At 38.5% G+C, this 17,960-nt stretch carries 17 protein-coding genes; 7 read left to right on the top strand and 10 right to left on the bottom strand.

The window, feature by feature from the left end:
- The first annotated feature begins 212 nt into the window (after positions 1–212).
- Positions 213–1,067, top strand: coding sequence for a TMEM175 family protein (locus tag FC84_RS05200; protein ID WP_057756492.1), 855 nt, complete (start codon positions 213–215; stop codon positions 1,065–1,067).
- A 52-nt stretch (positions 1,068–1,119) separates the two neighbouring features.
- On the opposite strand, the gene FC84_RS05195 is transcribed toward FC84_RS05200, so the two are convergent.
- Complete coding sequence (locus tag FC84_RS05195) at positions 1,120–1,431, bottom strand: hypothetical protein (protein ID WP_057756489.1); 312 nt, start codon at positions 1,429–1,431, stop codon at positions 1,120–1,122.
- Positions 1,432–1,567: 136 nt separating this feature from the next.
- Between FC84_RS05195 and FC84_RS05190 the strand changes: the two genes are divergently transcribed.
- Positions 1,568–1,948: an HIT family protein gene (locus FC84_RS05190; RefSeq protein ID WP_057756487.1), complete on the top strand. Its 381-nt coding sequence runs from the start codon at positions 1,568–1,570 to the stop codon at positions 1,946–1,948.
- A 116-nt stretch (positions 1,949–2,064) separates the two neighbouring features.
- On the opposite strand, the gene FC84_RS05185 is transcribed toward FC84_RS05190, so the two are convergent.
- Both FC84_RS05185 and FC84_RS05180 read right to left on the bottom strand, forming a co-directional pair.
- On the bottom strand, positions 2,065–3,036 hold the full coding sequence (locus FC84_RS05185; RefSeq protein ID WP_057756484.1) for an AEC family transporter: 972 nt from the start codon (positions 3,034–3,036) through the stop codon (positions 2,065–2,067).
- 39 nt (positions 3,037–3,075) lie between these two features.
- A complete protein-coding gene (locus FC84_RS05180) occupies positions 3,076–4,734 on the bottom strand; it encodes a malolactic enzyme (protein WP_225733104.1) in 1,659 nt (552 codons plus the stop codon).
- Between the two features lie 201 nt (positions 4,735–4,935).
- On the opposite strand from FC84_RS05180, the gene FC84_RS05175 reads away from it, so the two are divergent.
- Both FC84_RS05175 and FC84_RS05170 read left to right on the top strand, forming a co-directional pair.
- Entirely contained in the window at positions 4,936–5,814 is an 879-nt protein-coding gene (locus tag FC84_RS05175; RefSeq protein ID WP_057756478.1) for a LysR family transcriptional regulator, read from the top strand.
- 132 nt (positions 5,815–5,946) lie between these two features.
- Positions 5,947–7,491, top strand: coding sequence for a multicopper oxidase family protein (locus FC84_RS05170; RefSeq protein ID WP_057756475.1), 1,545 nt, complete (start codon positions 5,947–5,949; stop codon positions 7,489–7,491).
- Between the two features lie 82 nt (positions 7,492–7,573).
- Here FC84_RS05170 and lpdD read toward each other — a convergent pair whose 3' ends face one another.
- Together lpdD and FC84_RS05160 are read right to left on the bottom strand one after the other, a co-directional pair.
- On the bottom strand, positions 7,574–7,981 hold the full coding sequence (lpdD, locus tag FC84_RS05165; protein ID WP_057756472.1) for a prenylated flavin chaperone LpdD: 408 nt from the start codon (positions 7,979–7,981) through the stop codon (positions 7,574–7,576).
- Entirely contained in the window at positions 7,971–8,546 is a 576-nt protein-coding gene (locus tag FC84_RS05160) for a UbiX family flavin prenyltransferase (RefSeq protein WP_057756469.1), read from the bottom strand. Before FC84_RS05160 ends, lpdD begins: the two co-directional genes overlap by 11 nt.
- Positions 8,547–8,678: 132 nt before the next feature.
- On the opposite strand from FC84_RS05160, the gene FC84_RS05155 reads away from it, so the two are divergent.
- A complete protein-coding gene (locus FC84_RS05155; RefSeq protein ID WP_057756465.1) occupies positions 8,679–9,557 on the top strand; it encodes a LysR family transcriptional regulator in 879 nt (292 codons plus the stop codon).
- A gap of 218 nt (positions 9,558–9,775) precedes the next feature.
- Here FC84_RS05155 and FC84_RS05150 read toward each other — a convergent pair whose 3' ends face one another.
- The 4 genes from FC84_RS05150 to alsS form a co-directional block, all read right to left on the bottom strand.
- Positions 9,776–10,237 (bottom strand): threonine/serine exporter family protein, encoded by a 462-nt coding sequence (locus tag FC84_RS05150; protein WP_057756463.1) that lies wholly within the window; start codon positions 10,235–10,237, stop codon positions 9,776–9,778.
- Positions 10,238–10,245: 8 nt separating this feature from the next.
- The gene (locus tag FC84_RS05145) at positions 10,246–11,004 is read right to left on the bottom strand and encodes a threonine/serine exporter family protein (RefSeq protein ID WP_057756675.1); all 759 of its coding nucleotides are present in this window, start codon (positions 11,002–11,004) and stop codon (positions 10,246–10,248) included.
- A 206-nt stretch (positions 11,005–11,210) separates the two neighbouring features.
- Positions 11,211–11,924 carry an acetolactate decarboxylase gene (gene budA, locus FC84_RS05140; protein ID WP_057756460.1) on the bottom strand — a complete coding sequence of 238 codons (714 nt, stop codon included), beginning with the start codon at positions 11,922–11,924 and terminating at the stop codon, positions 11,211–11,213.
- Positions 11,925–11,946: 22 nt separating this feature from the next.
- The gene (gene alsS / locus FC84_RS05135) at positions 11,947–13,620 is read right to left on the bottom strand and encodes an acetolactate synthase AlsS (RefSeq protein ID WP_057756457.1); all 1,674 of its coding nucleotides are present in this window, start codon (positions 13,618–13,620) and stop codon (positions 11,947–11,949) included.
- Between the two features lie 188 nt (positions 13,621–13,808).
- Between alsS and FC84_RS05130 the strand changes: the two genes are divergently transcribed.
- Together FC84_RS05130 and FC84_RS05125 are read left to right on the top strand one after the other, a co-directional pair.
- Positions 13,809–14,243 carry a MarR family transcriptional regulator gene (locus tag FC84_RS05130; RefSeq protein WP_057756454.1) on the top strand — a complete coding sequence of 145 codons (435 nt, stop codon included), beginning with the start codon at positions 13,809–13,811 and terminating at the stop codon, positions 14,241–14,243.
- A 94-nt stretch (positions 14,244–14,337) separates the two neighbouring features.
- Positions 14,338–15,351, top strand: a complete 1,014-nt coding sequence (locus tag FC84_RS05125; protein WP_057756451.1) for a tRNA dihydrouridine synthase — start codon at positions 14,338–14,340, stop codon at positions 15,349–15,351.
- Positions 15,352–15,405: 54 nt separating this feature from the next.
- On the opposite strand, the gene FC84_RS05120 is transcribed toward FC84_RS05125, so the two are convergent.
- The gene (locus FC84_RS05120; RefSeq protein WP_057756450.1) at positions 15,406–17,937 is read right to left on the bottom strand and encodes a M1 family metallopeptidase; all 2,532 of its coding nucleotides are present in this window, start codon (positions 17,935–17,937) and stop codon (positions 15,406–15,408) included.
- Positions 17,938–17,960 lie beyond the last annotated feature (23 nt).

Raw genomic sequence — 17,960 nt, 5'->3', positions numbered from 1 at the left:
TTGAAAAAAATCCGGAGAAAACAGGTCTGACCGGTTGGGATTTCTTCGCCCGTTATTGGTGGGTCATCATTGCCTTAATTTCAATAATTGGCTTTTGGCTCACCCAATTATTTAGAGGTTAATCAACAGCACTTTATTGGGTCTTTGTTATTTAATTTCCTCCATTTTCTGCTATGATGGTTCTGACCATGATTACTTGGGGGATTATTTTTATGAAGAAATTAAAAAAACGCTTGGATGCATTTAGTGATGCCATTATTGCGATTATCATTACCATCATTGTGTTAGAATTGCCGATTCATGTCGTTAATGGCACTGTTGATTACGTGCAACTCTTTCGTTCAGTTGGAATCTATATTGTCAGTTTTTGTTTCGTTGCTAATTTATGGTATCAGCACGCCATTACTTTTGAAGAAGTTGACCATGTCACTAATCGTGATGTCGTCATGGACTTAATGTTTTTGATGTTGCTATCTTTAGTACCGACTTTTACACGGTTGATGAGTACTGATCCCATTCGTTCGACAGTTATGCTCTACGGTATCTTGTACTTACTAATTACGATTGTTTTTCACCGCTTAGCTAATGGTGTTATCAAAAATGAATATCAATCTCATGAAGATCTGCATCGTGTTTACAACAATATTTACGGCAACCGCAACGGTGGTTTGATCTATATTATTATTGTAGCGTTAATTATCTTAGGTTATTTTGCACCACGAGTTGCAATGGTCATGTATATCATTATTCCCATTCGTTCATTCTTAGCTAATGCCCGCGAACGCGAAGAGTTAAATGATGTGGGACAAATGTCTGCTGCTGGTCGTAAACAATTCATTAATATGTCTGACCGCGACAAGATGCGATATAGTCGAATGGTACGGGCGTACATGAATAAAATCCGCCATCTACCTAAAGATGATGAAGCGGGCCGTGAAGCTGCTTGGAAAGAGTTTTCTAGACAGGCAACTAAAGAATTTAATGTTTCTGAAGAAGTGCTCTCCAGTTGGTTTCATCGCTATTATGAGGCAATGATCCATCAACATAAACAAGGACTGCACCAATAGACAAAAAAGCGTAAGGGAATCATTAATAATTCTCTTACGCTGCTATGACACATTATTTAGTTGGTGGTTTAAATTGAATGACATTATCTTTAACAGGTTTGGTTTTATTATCGGATTGAAACAACTCTTTCATAACTGCATCATGATCATTTTCAACCTCGTTCATGGGTAACGCTAGTTCTAAAAGTAGGCTGTTAAAAAGATTTTCCGCCTGCTCTTTATTTAGGTCTGGGGCAATGAGATGGACAAGCGCCCGTGCAATATTCGCTAACATCTCTGAATCAGCCTCAGGGTTACGGTCAATCCATAATCGGCCATCCGCAGTAAAACCAGCTTGTATCACTAACTTATCTTCATCCTTCATTGCAACCTCCCCTTCGCTTAATTACCATGTTCATAAATTAATTATACAGGCTTACTTGGTAATTATAAACATTCCTGCTAAACGGAAAAGAAATTTTCTGACTTAATTTTGAATTAAACCATTTGAGGTGAACTATTTGCTTGATCCAAATTGTACCTTCTGTCAACCTGAAAATCGCCATTATTTACTTGAAAACAAATCTGCTGGTTTGCTTTTTGATACACGCCCTGTTTCAAAAGGACATGCCTTAGTTATTTGTAAACAACACTATCCGACTTTCTTTGATGTTCCTAAAGACGTGATGGCAGACATGTACGCGCTCGTCATTGCTGCTAAGGATTTTATTGATCGTAAATATCATCCTGATGGCTATAACCTTGACGTTAATATTAATCCTGCTGGTGGGCAAGCCATCATGCACTGTCATTTGCACATCATCCCTCGCTATCGGCATCAAGATCCTTTTCGTAACATTCCCACTCACGAATTATTGCCTGGTGATAAAACCCGCGCCTAATTGAAAAGAGCAACAACTTAACCACTTGATTAACGTGGTTAAGTTGTTGCTCTTTTTTTAGTTTTTAATTCAGCTTGTTCATTAAATCAATCGCTATAAAATGCGTTAAAAATCAATTAGATGAATTGAATGATTTGCATCAAAATTGGCATTACAATAACGAATAGAATAGTACTTGTTGTAACCACATTAGTCGCATATTCGACATCACCATGTGCTTGGCCAACCAAAATTGGTAAAACGGCTAAGCCAGGTGCAGCAGATTGAATAATCAAGGTGTTTTGTTCTAGCGCTGGAATTGATTGGCCCATATTCTTAAAAGCTAACATCACACAAATCATAATAATTGGTGCAATCACAAAACGGCCAGCCAACGCCCCAATTGTATCTTTATCAAAGTGAATTGACTTTAATCCAGCATCAGCTAAGACAATACCAATATAGATTAGTGACATTGGCGTAACGATACTGCCTACCATTGAGAACGTACTTTGGAAGAATGCTGGGAATGGTAAATCCAACAGTAACCAAACTAAAGCAACTAAGAAGCCCATCAATGGTGCTGGTAAAAGTTTTTTCCAGTTAAATTCTTTTTTACCCTTCTTTTCACCCTTAGCAACTGTTGGATCATCATTAGAAATAAAGAAGACCCCAATTGCCCAAGTTGAAATGGTGTTCATCACGTAGTAAATCAAGAAATAAGGCATACTAACCTTACCAAACATCGCAATATTTAATGGTAAGCCAATAAATATTGTATTAGCGTTAACGAACATGTTGATGAACGTGCCGCGACGACCAGGGCGAATTTTAAGTAATTTTGCAGCCAGAATAGCAATAACATAACCTAATAAGAAGCTAGTAAACGTATATTCCAAACCAGAAGCTAAACTAAATAATTTACCCCGAGTTAAGTTTTCCAAAACTGATGTGAAGATTGAAGCTGGCAAAGCAATGTTCATAATTAAATATGAAATACTACCTTTAAATTTTTCATCCAACTTGCCGGAAGTCCGTAACCAGTAACCTAATGCGATGACTAAGACAATCTCGCCAACGCTTGATAATGAAGTTAAAAACGCAGTCATAATAATACCCCTTTAATTATCCGTTATTTTTAAATCAATTTAGTCTAAGTTTGAATATTCTGGTACCCATTTTTCATTGGCAACCGCAAACTTAGCATCCGCAATTGGTTCGCGATTTAAATTTTGATCAAGAACATCTTGAGCGACAGCCTGTGCAACAGTTTGTGAGAAAGCATCTAGCTTAGAAACTGGTGGCAAAATAGCAGCGCCATGTTGGTCAGGATCAACGATGCCGCCTAATGAATGAGCAGCCTTGCTAATGGTTTGATCATTAAGCACTTTAGCTGTTGAAGCAATCACACCTAAGCCCAATCCTGGATAAACAAGTGCGTTGTTTGCCTGGCCAATTTCGTACGTAACGCCGTTATATTCAACAGGATCAGTTGGAATACCTGTTGCAACTAACGCACGACCATCAGTCCATTTAATTAAATCAGCAGCTTTAGCTTCAGCTAATTTCGTTGGATTAGATAATGGTAAAATAATTGGACGCTCTGTATGAGCTGCCATTTCTTTAACAATCTCTTCTGTAAATGTTCCTGGTTGAGTTGATGTACCAACCAGAATAGTTGGATGAATAGCTTTGACAACAGCCTCAAGATTAGTTAATTCATTGGCATTGGCAAATTCGCTTCGTTTGCGTGCAAATGGTTTTTGTTCAGGCGTTAAATCAGTCATATCATCAAACAAGAGACCTTGTTTATCAACCATATAAAAATGTGAACGTGCTTCTTCTTCAGATAAACCAGCTTGCATCATTTCTGCCATTACGCGCGAAGTAATACCAGCACCAGCGCTACCAGCACCAAAGCAAAGATAAACTTGATCAGTAATTTTTTGTTTAGAAATGTTTAAGGCACCTAGGACAGAAGCAAGCACAATAATACCTGTACCCTGAATATCGTCGTTGAAAACAACATTATCTTGTTGATACTTCTTAAGAATTTTAGCAGCTGTACTACGACCAAAATCTTCAAAATGCAAATAAACATTAGGGAATAGTTTTTCAGCAGAACGAACAAATTGATCAACAAATTCTTCATAGCGTTGACCACGAACCCGTTCATGACGGTTACCTAAATATAAAGGATTGTCTAATAGACTTTGACGATTTGTCCCAACGTCAAGTGAAACAGGCAACACTTCACTAGGATCAATTCCAGCAGCGGCTGTGTAAACCATTAATTTACCAACTGAAATATCAACACCTTGAACGCCCCAATCACCAATGCCTAAAATTCCTTCACCATCAGTAACAACAATCAAACGAATTTTACGATCACCAGCGGCATTCTTTAAAATTGATTCAACTTTATCAGGTTCATCAATTGATAAGAAGGCAGCATTTTGTGATTGTACAAAAAGTTCGCTGTAATTTTCAATCGTATCTGCAATTGTTGGATCATAAACAACAGGCATGAATTCGGCAATATGTTGACCAAATAAATGGTAGAATAGCACGCGATTTTCATTGAAAATTGACATTAAAAAGATACGTTGTTCTAACATTGATGTTTTACTTTGATATTGAGCATAAGCTTGTTGTGCTTGCTCATCAATTGTTTGAATGTAGCTTGGTACTAAGCCAGCTAAACCTAAGTTATCTCGTTCTGCTTGAGTAAAAGCCGTTCCCTTATTCAAAAATGGGTTATTAATAATTTCTTGAGCTGATTGTTTCATTTTGATAATCTCCTCAATTTTATTTTGGTTAATCTGTTGATTTCATTTTGCAAGGTCATTGTAGAACCCGTAAATATTTATAGTCAAAAGCAACAGTAGTTATAAATAATACTTATAACGAGTTTTAAAAATGCGTTATAATAAGGTTCTTACCAATGTGGCAATAAATAATTTTTCTGCGGTAATATTTTTTTATTTTATTTTTAAAGGAGTTTGGCAATGAAACTACAAGATATGATTTACTTCGATAAACTGGTGGCCTTAAAAAGTTACAGTAATGTGGCTGAATATTTCCAAGTTAGTCAGCCTACTATCTCTTACGCTATTAAACGTCTAGAAGAAGAATTTGCTGTTTCGCTTGTTGACCGCAATATTCATCAGCAAATCATCATAACGCCCAGCGGTTTACAGTTTGATCGCCATATTAAAGTCGTCATTAATGAATTAAATATTGCTAAACTAGATTTGGCCAACGCCCGCGAAAAAGTTACAAAATTTGGTTTGCCGCCTATTATTGCCAACTATTATTTTCTAAAATTTGTTGACCATCTGATTAATAAACAATTATTAACCGGCTTAAAAACTGTCGAAGCAGGCTCTAACGATCTTCTTCAACAATTAAAAAAAGGCCAATTAGATTTATCATTACTAGGATCCCTAGCCCCCATTCAAACAGCCCAACTGCAATCACAAGTTTTGGCGCAAGACGACTTTAAAATTATTGTTGCTAAAAACGCTCCTTTGGCAGCACGAAAAAAAGTTCATTTTGCTGATTTGCAAAATGAACCCTTCTTAGTCTTAGGTGACGGTTTCGTTCATCACCAAGTTTTTGATCAATTAACAGCAACTCATCACATTTCACCAACCATTGTTTATCAGGCTAACGACGTTGAATTATTAAAACGTTTAGTTGCTCAAGGAATGGGCATCAGCTTATTAACCGAAACCGCCATTACCGATCGCGACGAGCTAGTTGCCTTGGATCTATTAGACGATCACTTACCGCAATTTGTTATTTCGTTGGTTTATCGGAATTCAACCTTATTAACTGATACACAACAACAATTAATTCAGATCTTTGAAACAAAAGCTGACTAAATTGCACTGATTATTAAAACCTCATTTTTCAAAATCGTTCAACCTGCCATCTAAAATTTCTTGCGTTATAATCAAGAGGCACAGACAATTTAGAATCATTCTAAGTATTTGCTAATAATAGGAGGAATCACAATGTCTGAAGAAACCGAAAAAGTTTACACTGATTATTTCTTTGATGAACCTGCTTATAATACGCATGATGGTGGTTATGTTCCATTGGAACGAATGAAAGTTCCTGAGCAACGTTTAAATGTGCCGCCATTATTAAAGCCTGATCGCGAAACTGAAACTGATATTTATTACACTTTAGTTGCTAAAGCTGGTGAAACCCAATTATTACCCGGTTTGCCAACTAAAACTTGGGGTTATAATACGAGTCTCTTAGGTAAAACACCCGTTTTTAAAAAAGGCAAACACATTCATATCACCTTAAAAAATGAATTACCCGAATTAACAACTTTCCATTGGCACGGCTTAAATGTTTCTGGTCCAATTGTCGACGGTGGCTGTCATGCACCAGTTTATCCAGGCGAAACTAAACAAATCGACTTCACTTTGGATCAGCCAGCGGCAACAACTTGGTTACATGCTCACCCATGTCCATCAACTGCTGAGCAAGTTTGGCATGGTTTAGCTGCCATGACTATTATCCAAGATGACGTTGAAGCTAAATTACCATTCCCTCGTCATTATGGTGTTGATGATATTCCGCTAGTTCTTCAAGATCGCCGCTTTCACGAAAATAATCAATGGGATTATCGTGCCGATTATGATCCCGATGGCGTTCAAGGACCAACGGCTTTAATCGACGGCACTGTTAATCCTTACTTCGATGTCACAACCCAAAAAGTACGACTACGTATTTTAGATGGTGCCAATCGACGTGAATGGCGGTTACATTTTAGTGATGATTTAACTTTCACCCAAATTGCTTCTGATGGTGGCATTTTACCAGCACCAGTTAAATTAACAAAATTAATGTTGACCTGTGCTGAGCGAGCTGAAATCATTGTTGATTTTGGCAATTATCATAATGGCGACGTCGTCACTTTGTATTCGGACGATGTGCCAATTGTTCATTTCCGAATTGGTGATTATCAACCAGATAATACCGTTATTCCAGATCATTTAGTTGATATTCCTAATCCTGAACCCACTCCTAATTTGCCAATTAAAAAAGTCGTCATGTCTGGAATGGATGAGGAAGTAATGCTAGACGGTAAAAAATTCGACATGCAACGGATCGATGCTAAACAAAAAGTCGGCGATGTGGCAATTTGGGATATTACCAATACCAATGATATGACCGGGGGTATGGTTCATCCCTTCCATATGCATGGTTGTCAATTTTTAGTTCTATCACGAAACGGACATGAGCCTTATCCTAACGAGCATGGCTTCAAAGACACGGTTGGCGTTAACCCCGGCGAAACGGTTCGGATTAAAGTTTGGTTCAATTTACCTGGCGTTTACATGTATCACTGTCATATTATTGAGCATGAAGATGGCGGCATGATGGCCCAAATCGAGGCCTTTGATCCTGAACATCCTAAAACTTATGATTTGATGGATATGGATACTTTAGCCAAAGCCTTCGCCAAAGAACGTGGTATTGATGTTAAAGATTTGTGGATGGCCGGAATGGATTCTTACGAAAAAATGGGCATGAAAATGTAATTCCAACAGAACAAATTAACTAATCACTGAATGATTATTGTTCAAAAAGACGTTACCAGCTATTCAAGTTGGTAACGTCTTTTTATTTAGCAAAGGTTTCATGAGGTTTGGCAACTGGATGAGTTAATAACCATTTTTTTATTTGTTGCCCTAATTCATCAGTCATTTTAAACGTAGCTTGCATCTGTTCTGACGTAATATCATTAACATGCACACCAGCAATAATAACGCCATTCCCCTGTAAAGCTGGTTGAATAATCTTACCTAAACGCTCGGTTAAAACATATTCCTCATGATGATGACCTGGCCGGCTAGCAAATCGATAACTCTGAAGTACTTGGTTAGCTGAAACCACCGTGGCAACCCCATAGTGAGGTACATCACCGCCAGTAAATAAAATCGTAATATCCTGACTGGCCCGATGCAATTCGGCAACAATTTCAAATCCAGCTTGCTTAACTGCAAAAGTTTTAATTTCGTTAACGCTCATTTTGATCACCTTGCCACCGAGGACTGAATTCGTTACGTACGCCTAATGCATCTAACAATTTCATCGTGTTGTGATTAACGAGGTCGGCAATTGTTTGCGGATGGTTATAAAAGGCAGGAATCGGCGGGATAATTTCCACGCCCATTTGCGATAATTTCAACATATTTTCCAAATGTAGTGTGCTCAACGGAGATTCACGAGGGACAATGATTAATTTGCGACGTTCTTTTAAACAAACATCGGCAGCACGACCAATTAAGTTATCGGCAAAGCCATAGGCAACACCAGCAATGGTTTTCATACTAGCCGGTAGAATAACCATCCCTGTAGTTAAAAACGAACCAGAGGCAATCGCTGCGCCTTGATCATTAATGTTATAAATTTGGTCGGCTAAATTTTTAACTTGGGTTAAAGTTAAGTCAGTTTCCAACTCTAAATTTTTCACAGCCCATTTACTCATGACTAAATGCGTTTCAATATCCGGCAAATCATGTAATGCTTTTAAAAGTGAAATGGCATAAGTTGTACCTGACGCGCCTGTGATACCGACAATAATTTTTTTCATAACAGTACCTCCACCAAAAGTCAGTTCAAACATGTTAACTTTATTGTAGTTGCCGATTTAAGGCGGTACAATTCTATCTAGGTAGCGTATTATGCCAATTAGGAATAGATTATTCCACGTGGAGGTCAATAAATGAATTTCGAACAATTAGCGGCTTTTAGTAAAGTTGCCGAAGTGAAAAGCTTCTCTCAAGCGGCCGTCTTATTAAATATCACGCAATCAGCATTATCTAAACAAATTATTAATTTAGAAAAAGAATTGAATCTCCAATTAATTAATCGAGAAAATAGACGGCGTATTAAGTTAACCGACGCTGGCAAACAAATTCAACATTATGCGGCAACCATTCTTACTCAACAGCAATTATTACTTAACACAGTAAATGAATTTCAAAACTTGGAGCGTGGTACACTTAAAATCGCGGCTGTTCCCGTTTTAGCTCAATATAATATGACTGCCGTCTTAGCAAGTTTTATGGCAGATCACCCACAAATCGATTTACAATTGTACGAAGGCGAAAATGATGTCATCCTTGATAAATTACAGCATAATCAAGCTGACATCGCGATTGTGCGTGATAGTCCAGCTATTAACACTTTTAAACAGCAGGCTTTAATTACTTCAGATGAATTAGTTGCCGTTGTGCCAGCAAATTCACGTTGGCAAGCTGACCCACTTGATTTAGCAGCTCTAAGTACTGCTGAATTTGTAATGCTGCCTGAAGATTCTGGCTTGCATAGCGCCGTTTTACCTCTATGTCAACAAGCCGGTTTTACACCCAATGTTCGTTTTGTTAGCACCCATATTGAAACCTTAATTTCAATTATCCAAGATGCCCAACAAGTCTCTTTATTGTTTAAAAAAAGTGTCACCCCATTTTTAAACGAGCACACTCGACTTTTAAATCTCAAGCAAACTTTCACCAGTGACTTAAAAGTCGTCTTACCTAATACCACCCCACAACCGGCTGCTCAACGATTAAAACGCTACTTCTTAAATACCAATAAATAATTATTTTTAAACCACACAAAAAAGGCTAGAACATAATGTTCTAGCCTTTTTGCGTGATACTTAATCATCGATCAAGCATTCGGGTTCTGCTCCACAACATTCCCCAAACATATCAACTCGCATATCCGGCGAGCTGCTAATAGCAGAAGATATCCCACTCATCTCGTAAAACGAGGTATACGACTCATCGCATGTTTTTAGTTTACCACAACTCAAAACTATTTAATAGTCATGCGATGCTGCCTAATCTTCGTCATAATTTCGCTGAGAAGTGATGTCAACATGAAGCCAACCGCAATACCGCCTGCTACTAGTAATATTCTAACGCTGTAAATGATAGCCTTATTGACACTGCCCAAGACCATCTCATAAACTGCTTGATAAGCTGTTGCACCAGGGACTAGCGGTACAATTCCTGGAATATTAAATAAGATAGCCGGCATTTTTTTCTTGCGAGCAAAATATAATCCCATAATTCCTAAAATTAACGATCCCAGCACGTTAGCAACCATGCGCCCACTCCCGACACGATACAACAGCCAGAAAGTCAGCCATCCCATCATTCCACAGATACCACAAGCATTTAATGCTCGACGAGGAATATTAATCATAATTGCAAAAGCAATTGTTCCTATATAACTAAAGGCGGTTTGTACCACCAATTCCATCCAAATTGTCATATTTTCACCTAAAAGAAAATCCGAAAGACTAAACCAATTCCCGCACCAATTGCACAAGCTGTTAAAATCGCTTCCAGCGCTCGCATCGAGCCTGTTAGCAAATGTCCAGCAAACATATCACGTAACGAATTTGTCAACGGCACACCTGGAACTAAAGGCATAATTCCCCCGATTAGAACATTGTTCATGTCTAATCCGAGATGAAAGCGAACAGCCAACACGGCCAAAGTGCCCACAATTAGCGATGCGATCAACTCACTCAAAAATTTAACCCGCGTCCAAATATTAATATAATAATTAGCTAAGAAGCCGCAACCACCAATAATTCCTGTAATCACGAAATCAGCCCAATCATACACACCAACAAAAAGAATCATCATCATCGCACTAACTACCATAGCAGCTATCCATTGTAGCCATATTGGAAAAGAAAGAGTGTTTTGATCAATATGTTCAAGTGTATCATGTAATTTTCGTAGACTAATTTTTTTGTCGGCAAATTGACGCGACAACGTGTTCACTTGCTGAACTTTTTCCAGATTAATTGTGCGGGAAGTAATCTGCCGCAATTCTGATACTGCCGCTCCTTTAATACTGAAGAATAAACCAGTCGGCGTTGTATAAACAACACTATTATCAATACCAGCATTGCGCGCAATCCTGGTAATAGTATCTTCAACACGGTACATTTCCGAACCACTCTCAATCATAATCCGACCGGCTAATAGACAAGTATCAATGACCAGCCGGTTTCGTTCCGATGCCATTTCTGCTACCATTGTTCGCGCATCTCTCACCGCACAACCCTCACTTTTTATTCTATATTAAATTAAACGATATATTTCTAACTCAAAGTGTATCAAAAAAAATAGACTTGTGCGGATAAAAAGAGCATCAACAAAAAATATTTTGTTGATGCTCTTTAAATGGCTTTAATAAGTTATTAAAGCCAACACATTTCCCCAGTGAAAAATTATTTTTCTGATTGCTCAATATCGTCAGCAATATTATCAGCCGCAAAATCATGAGCCATAAAATCTGGATCATCCACTGGAAAATGTTGTTCTAAGCTCGTAAAAGCTTGTATTTGCACGTCTGCACTATCGACGGTGTAATTCAACACATGACCACCAAAATCGTGGTTAGCTGCCAAAAAATGGCTATGGTAGCCACCAACGGCAACACCATTGAATAACTGCGGCGCATAATAACTAATTAAAGTTCCTGCAATACCATCAGCGTTGAAAACTTGTTGTGCCTGAGCCGTTGCTAATAAAGTTGGATAAGGCGGTTCTGATTTAGCCACTGCTCGAGTTTTAATTTGTTTGAAGTGACCGCTAACTTTCAGTGCGAAAAAAATATTTTGATAATGTGTCGCCGCGAAAACTCGCTTTTCTAATTGAACACCTGTTAAATTTTTAACCGTCATTAATGGTTCAAAGTGGGCAAAGTGCGCATTGGCAAAAGGAAGCTTAAAATCAGCGGCCACGAGATTAACCTCACCTGTACTGCGAACTTGATAAGGCTGACCGTCTAAAATTATTAGTTCACCGTCTAACCCTTCGCCAGTTCCAATACCGGTATCGCCATGCTGTAACAGTTCTTTCATCGTCAAAGTACCCTTTAATAGACCTGGAACTAATGTTGCTAAGGTACTGTGTTGATATAAAACATGTTGATCCTTCACATTTATCACTCCTTGATTAACCTTAATTAAACTTATCAGGTAACATTTCTTTAGCTAATTCAGCATTATCAGCATAATCAACCGGAATATCAACAACCACTGGACCATCCGTTGCAAAAGCTTGATCTAAAACTTCGCTCAGTGAATGATCGCGATCAACTCGTAAACCAGTTGCGCCAAAACTTTCAGCATATTTAGCAAAATCAACCGGGCCAAATTTAACACCAGATTCACGACCATATTTAGCTTTTTCTTGGAAACGGACCATATCATAATAACCGTCATCCCAAATTAAATGCACAATATTTAAGTGCTCGCGAACAGCTGTCTCTAATTCTTGACCGGAGAACAAGAAACCACCATCACCAGAAACAGATACAATCTGAGTATTGGGTCGAACCAATGCCGCTGAAATAGCCCAAGGTAACGCTACACCAAGTGTCTGCATCCCGTTACTAAACAGCAAATGACGTGGTTCATAGCTACGAAAATGACGCGCCATCCAAATATAATGACTACCGACATCAACGGTTACAGTCATCGAATCATCAACTCGTTTTTGTAGCTCTTGAACAATACTTAATGGATGAACCAAATCTTTATTATCTGATACTGGTGGTACATCGCGCTTTTCAAGCTTATGACGTAAACTATCTAAATATGTGTTTGTTTCAGCGGAAAGTGTAAATCCTAAAGCAAAGGCATCGCTAACTGCTTCTAGTGAAGCCGCAATATTACCTTGCAAAATCAAATCAGGTTGGTAATCAGCCGTCAATTCTGGCAAGACGCTATCCAAATTAATAATTTGTCCCTTACGATCATGATTCCAGTTCCGTGCTTCATATTCGATCGGATCATAGCCAACTGCAATCACCAAGTCACTCTTCTTCAAAAGTAAATCACCTGGTTGGTTACGGAATAAACCTACTCGACCAAAATAAGAATCTTCTAAATCATGAGAAATAACGCCTGCACTTTGATAAGTTTCAACAACTGGTAATGGTACTTTCTTTAGGAAGTGACGAATGCCAGCAGCAGTTTCATCATCAGACGCCCGCATTCCGGTTAAAATAACCGGTAATTTGGCAGAGCGAATTGCGTCGGCTAATTTTTTCAAATCTATTGGATCAGGAATACCTTGGCGAACTGGCTTAGGTGCTTTCATCACCGGTCTGGTTACAGTATCACTCAAAACATTTTGTGGAACCGATAAGAAAGTAGCGCCTTTTTTGGCTTGCATTGAAATTTGATAAGCATTGGAAAATGCCTCAGATAAATTATTAGCATCTTGAATTTCAGCCGTAAATTTAGTTGTTGGTGCCATTAATGCCGTGCTGGCAATACTCTGATGTGTTAGACGCGCTAAATCATCGCGCTTAACTTGACCACCAATGGCTACAATTGGATCATTTTCTGCAGTTGCTGTTACAAGTCCGGTTGCTAAATTCGTCACGCCTGGTCCAGAAGTGACAGCTACAATTCCTGGTTTACCAGTTAATCGACCAATACCGCTAGCCATAAAAGCTGCGTTTTGTTCGTGACGCGCAATAATTAATTTAGGTGTCTTAGGATCTTTACTATATTGTAAATCATCGAATAGTTGATCAACTTTAGCACCAGGAATACCAAATACATATTGAACATCATGATTAATTAATGATTGTGTAATGGCTTTTGCGCCGTTCATTTCTGTCATGAAAAATCCCCCAAATCCGTAGATAATACGTTAAAATTTTATATGTTGCATTGTCATGTTGAATTATCAACTTAAAAACAGAATATCGCGTGTATGTTGAATTGTCAACTAAAATACGTTACGCTATTGGTAGTTATTTTTAAGAACACGTCTTTAAGATAAGTGACTATTTCGTGGAGGCTTTTTATATGGATAATCTAGGCAACCTTGCTCAAGACATTTCAATACTACATCGTCAATATTACAAGGATACTGGCAATGATTTCAAAAAATTAGACTTAAATCCAACCGCAACTTGTATTCTATTAACAGTTAACGATCATCCTAATATTAATCAACAAGAAATTTCTGAGCGGTTAGTTATTGATAAAAGTTTAACCGCACGCGAAATTAATCGAATGCAAAAACTGAATTATTTAGATAAGGGTAATGGCAAAGGTAAATCTGTTACGATCAATTTAACCGACTTAGGCCGCAGTTTAATGCCCCAACTACGCCATATTCGTCAACAATGGTGGACCGATAAATTTGCCGAAACTGGAATTGATGCTAATAGCCCTCTGATGGAAGGTATTCAAACTATTGTTGAGCACGTCACTGGTTATGACAATCAGCTAGATTAATTAACCCCGACTTTAAAAAGTCGCCTTACTTGCCCAACCTTACTTTCGTGTTAAAATTGATTGATGACTTTTAATTAGTAAGGAGTTTTTTACCGTGGAATTATCTCCATATTGGCAGGCAATTGCCGACAAGGCCCACCAAGAACAGCGACCATTTTTAAGCCTCGCACCAATGGAAGCTGTCACTAATGCTGTCTTTCGCCAAGTTGTTGAAACTGCCGCCGCACCTGATATTATTAATACTGAATTTGTTAACGCCTTAAGCGTCACTCACCCACTTGCTAAATTTTCAGCGCAAGGACGTCTTTATATTTCTGATCAAGAAAAAATAAAACCAGTGATTCAACTGTGGGGTAATCAAGCCGAAGCTTTCCGCAAAGCTGCTTTTGCTGTTAAAGATATGGGATATCCAGCAATTGATATCAATATGGGCTGCCCAGACGCTACCGTTATTAAAAATCACGGTGGAAGTGATCTTATTCGCCATCCCGATGATGCTGCAGCAGTCATTGCGGCAACTAAAGAGGCTGGTCTACCTGTTAGCGTAAAAACGCGTTTAGGTTATAGTGAAACCAGCGAATTTAAAACTTGGATTCCTTTCTTATTACAACAAGATGTTCAAGTTCTAACTGTCCATGTTCGAACCCGCCAGGAAATGAGTAAAGTTCCTGCACATTATGAATTCATTGACGAATTAGTTAAAATGCGTGATGAAATTGCACCAAATACCTTGTTAGCCATTAACGGCGATGTCAGCGACCGCGATGCTGCTAATCAACTGGCTGCCGAACACCCTGGCGTTGATGGCGTCATGATTGGCCGCGGCATCTTCAACAATCCATTTGCTTTTGAAGAACATCCTCATCAACATACGCCGGCAGAATTAGTTAATCTATTACGGCTGCAATTAGATTTATTCGATGATTTTGCTACCCGCTATGATTCACCACGCTTCCCATCGCTGAAACGATTCTTCAAAATTTATGTGAAACGTATTCCTCATTCAGCTGATTTGCGCGCCCAATTAATGGAGACGAAATCAACAGATGAAGTACGTAACTTACTCGATCAAAATCAACAAATTATTGATCAGCCAATAACTGACTAAATGACAACATATAAAAAGGACTTGGGATAATCCCAGGTCCTTTTTATTATGCTATTAAAGCTCTTTTGCTACGGCTGTATTAACTGCAGCTTTTTCACTTTCAATTAAATCAACTTGTGCTTCAATGACTTTCTTATCCATTAAAATCTCACGCGTTAAACCAGGCGTGTTAATCTTAGGGCCAAAGAATTGTTGATATTCAACTAACCGAGCTTGTGTCTTAAAGGCTTGACCAACAGCATTAACATAGGTTGTAAAGCCCATGCCGCCACCGACAGTCTTTTCGAGCCAGCTCCAATCACTTTGTAACCAATCCCAAGTTGCTTGTTGACTAGCATCATTATTGAGCAATGCTGGCACCCAAGCACGTAAATCTTGCGGCTTAATGATATCGGCATTTTCTAAAGCAACAATAATTTGACCGATGAATTGCTCATCAGTTGTACTTGTTAATGCTACTTGGATATCTGCCTTAAAGCTAGCATCGCTAGATTTAGCGTAAGTTGTCAATAATTGGTCAAATAGTTCAGCATTACCAAAGTTCTTCACTTCATTTGTTAAAACTAACGCCCGAACTTCCGCTGGTAAAGCAGCTAAATTAGCTTGATTGGCTACAAACAACTCATGAACACCGGCGAGTGCAGCTTTATTTTGAGCATACAAAGCAGCCTTCAATACTTCTGGACGAATTACTAAATCATCAGCTGTATCACTGGCACGATTAGCAAAGCCTAAACGTTCAACCTGTTCAGCACTTAATTCGCCAAAGAATGTTTGCAAGTTCTTTTCTTCTGTACTATCGGCACTGACAAATTGTTGTAGATCATTTGCCAAACGATACAAGCCAGAGATAACAATGGCAGATTGGCTATTAGCAAAACGACGTAATAACGGTAATACCTCTGCAAAGGAAATTTGCCGGCCTTCCGCTAATAAACGCATATCTTGGATAATTTGTAATTGCGAAATGGCATCGTAAGAATCTACCTCACTTAACAAGTCAGCCATCAAAGTATCATCATATTTCACGATGAAGTGTGAGTTGTTACCAACATTTAAACGGAAAGCTTTGCTATTATTTTGACGTAGTGTTTGGTAATCACCTAATTGAATAGTTGCTTCATTCATAATTGTTGGTGTTTCTTCATAGTTGCCTTGTAAAGGAATTTGCCACAAACGACCTTCATCTTTACCCTCACCGATAAAGAATTGTTTTTGACTCAAGGTTAATTGACCGTCAACAACAGCAGCAGTCACAACTGGATAACCAGGTTGTTCCAACCATGAATCCATAATTGAGCCAATTTTTTGTCCAGAGACATCTTCTAATGCTTGCCATAAATCAGCACCAGTTGCATTACCGTAATGATGTTTAGCAAAATAATTCTTCAGACCCTTACGTAAAGCATCATCGCCAATTAATGAACGCACCATAACTAACATCCGTGAACCCTTTGCATAAACAATTGCGCTATCAAAAATAGCGGCAATTTCTGCTGGATTTTCTACATGAACATGGACAGATTGAACACCATCAGTCGCATCACGTTGCAATGCCCGTGGTACTTCAAGTGTTTGGAAAGTTTCCCAAGCATGCCAAGTTGGTTCTAATGCATCAACGGCCACATATTCCATCATATTGGCAAAACTTTCATTTAACCAAAGATCATCCCACCACTTCATCGTGACTAAATCACCAAACCATTGGTGTGCAAGTTCATGGGTAACAGTAGTGGCCACATGTTGCTTAGTTGACATTGAAGCATTATCAGGATCAAACAGTAAATAAGATTCACGATAAGTTACTAAGCCCCAGTTTTCCATCGCACCAGCAGAAAAGTCTGGTAGTGCTAGTTGCCATGAATGTGGCAGCGGATATGGTGTTTGATAAAAATCTTCAAAGAATTCAATTGCCCGTTTAGCAATATCTAATGGGAAATCCAATTCGTTCATGGCGTGTGCCTTAGTAGTGAAAACGCCGATCTTAACACCACTCTTAGTTTCAGTTTGCTTGCTTTGTAAGTCACCAAAGGCAAAGGCAATTAAGTAAGTTGACATACGCATAGTCGTATCAAAATAATGATAGCCATCTTCAAAACGATTTTCTGGCATATTAGCTAAAATCGTTTCGCCAGGTTTTTCATCATATTTAATTGCCAAATCAAAAGTTGCTTTAGCTTCTGGTTCGTCAATACATGGAAAAGCTTGACGGGCAGCAGCAGCTTCAAATTGCGTACCAATAATTTCTTGTTTTTCACCGTTAAGTTCGTAATAAGATGGGTAGATGCCCATCATGGTATCTGTTAACGGTGCTGAATAAGTGATCGTCATTGTAACGTCACCGCTTTTTGGTAAATCAATCCAAATTGCATCGGCATCATCATTAAGCTCAAAAGGTACCTCTTGATCGGCAACCTTAACAGCTTCAATTGTCATAAATTTTTGATGAACTGCAACTTTTGCTTGAGTGGCATTACCAGTAATCGTTGATGTTCCCGTAATTAATTTCTTAGTGCGATTAATATTAATCTTCAAATCATAGTGTTCAGGCTTAAATAGTTCATAAAAATGCGTCATTTCTGCCATAATTGTCCTCCTTGGGATTATCG

Origin of the sequence: Lapidilactobacillus dextrinicus DSM 20335, from assembly GCF_001436095.1 — a bacterium.
Classification (GTDB): Bacteria; Bacillota; Bacilli; order Lactobacillales; family Lactobacillaceae; genus Lapidilactobacillus; species Lapidilactobacillus dextrinicus.
Note: the sequence above shows the minus strand (reverse complement) of the source record. Positions and strands in the feature narration are given on the sequence as shown.

Coding starts and splice junctions, on each gene's coding strand:
- FC84_RS05200 (WP_057756492.1), top strand. CDS start 213: ATGAAGAAATTAAAAAAACGCTTGGATGCATTTAGTGATGCCATTATT.
- FC84_RS05195 (WP_057756489.1), bottom strand. CDS start 1,431: ATGAAGGATGAAGATAAGTTAGTGATACAAGCTGGTTTTACTGCGGAT.
- FC84_RS05185 (WP_057756484.1), bottom strand. CDS start 3,036: ATGACTGCGTTTTTAACTTCATTATCAAGCGTTGGCGAGATTGTCTTA.
- FC84_RS05175 (WP_057756478.1), top strand. CDS start 4,936: ATGAAACTACAAGATATGATTTACTTCGATAAACTGGTGGCCTTAAAA.
- FC84_RS05170 (WP_057756475.1), top strand. CDS start 5,947: ATGTCTGAAGAAACCGAAAAAGTTTACACTGATTATTTCTTTGATGAA.
- lpdD (WP_057756472.1), bottom strand. CDS start 7,981: ATGAGCGTTAACGAAATTAAAACTTTTGCAGTTAAGCAAGCTGGATTT.
- FC84_RS05160 (WP_057756469.1), bottom strand. CDS start 8,546: ATGAAAAAAATTATTGTCGGTATCACAGGCGCGTCAGGTACAACTTAT.
- FC84_RS05155 (WP_057756465.1), top strand. CDS start 8,679: ATGAATTTCGAACAATTAGCGGCTTTTAGTAAAGTTGCCGAAGTGAAA.
- FC84_RS05150 (WP_057756463.1), bottom strand. CDS start 10,237: ATGACAATTTGGATGGAATTGGTGGTACAAACCGCCTTTAGTTATATA.
- FC84_RS05145 (WP_057756675.1), bottom strand. CDS start 11,004: ATGGCATCGGAACGAAACCGGCTGGTCATTGATACTTGTCTATTAGCC.
- alsS (WP_057756457.1), bottom strand. CDS start 13,620: ATGACAGAAATGAACGGCGCAAAAGCCATTACACAATCATTAATTAAT.
- FC84_RS05130 (WP_057756454.1), top strand. CDS start 13,809: ATGGATAATCTAGGCAACCTTGCTCAAGACATTTCAATACTACATCGT.
- FC84_RS05120 (WP_057756450.1), bottom strand. CDS start 17,937: ATGGCAGAAATGACGCATTTTTATGAACTATTTAAGCCTGAACACTAT.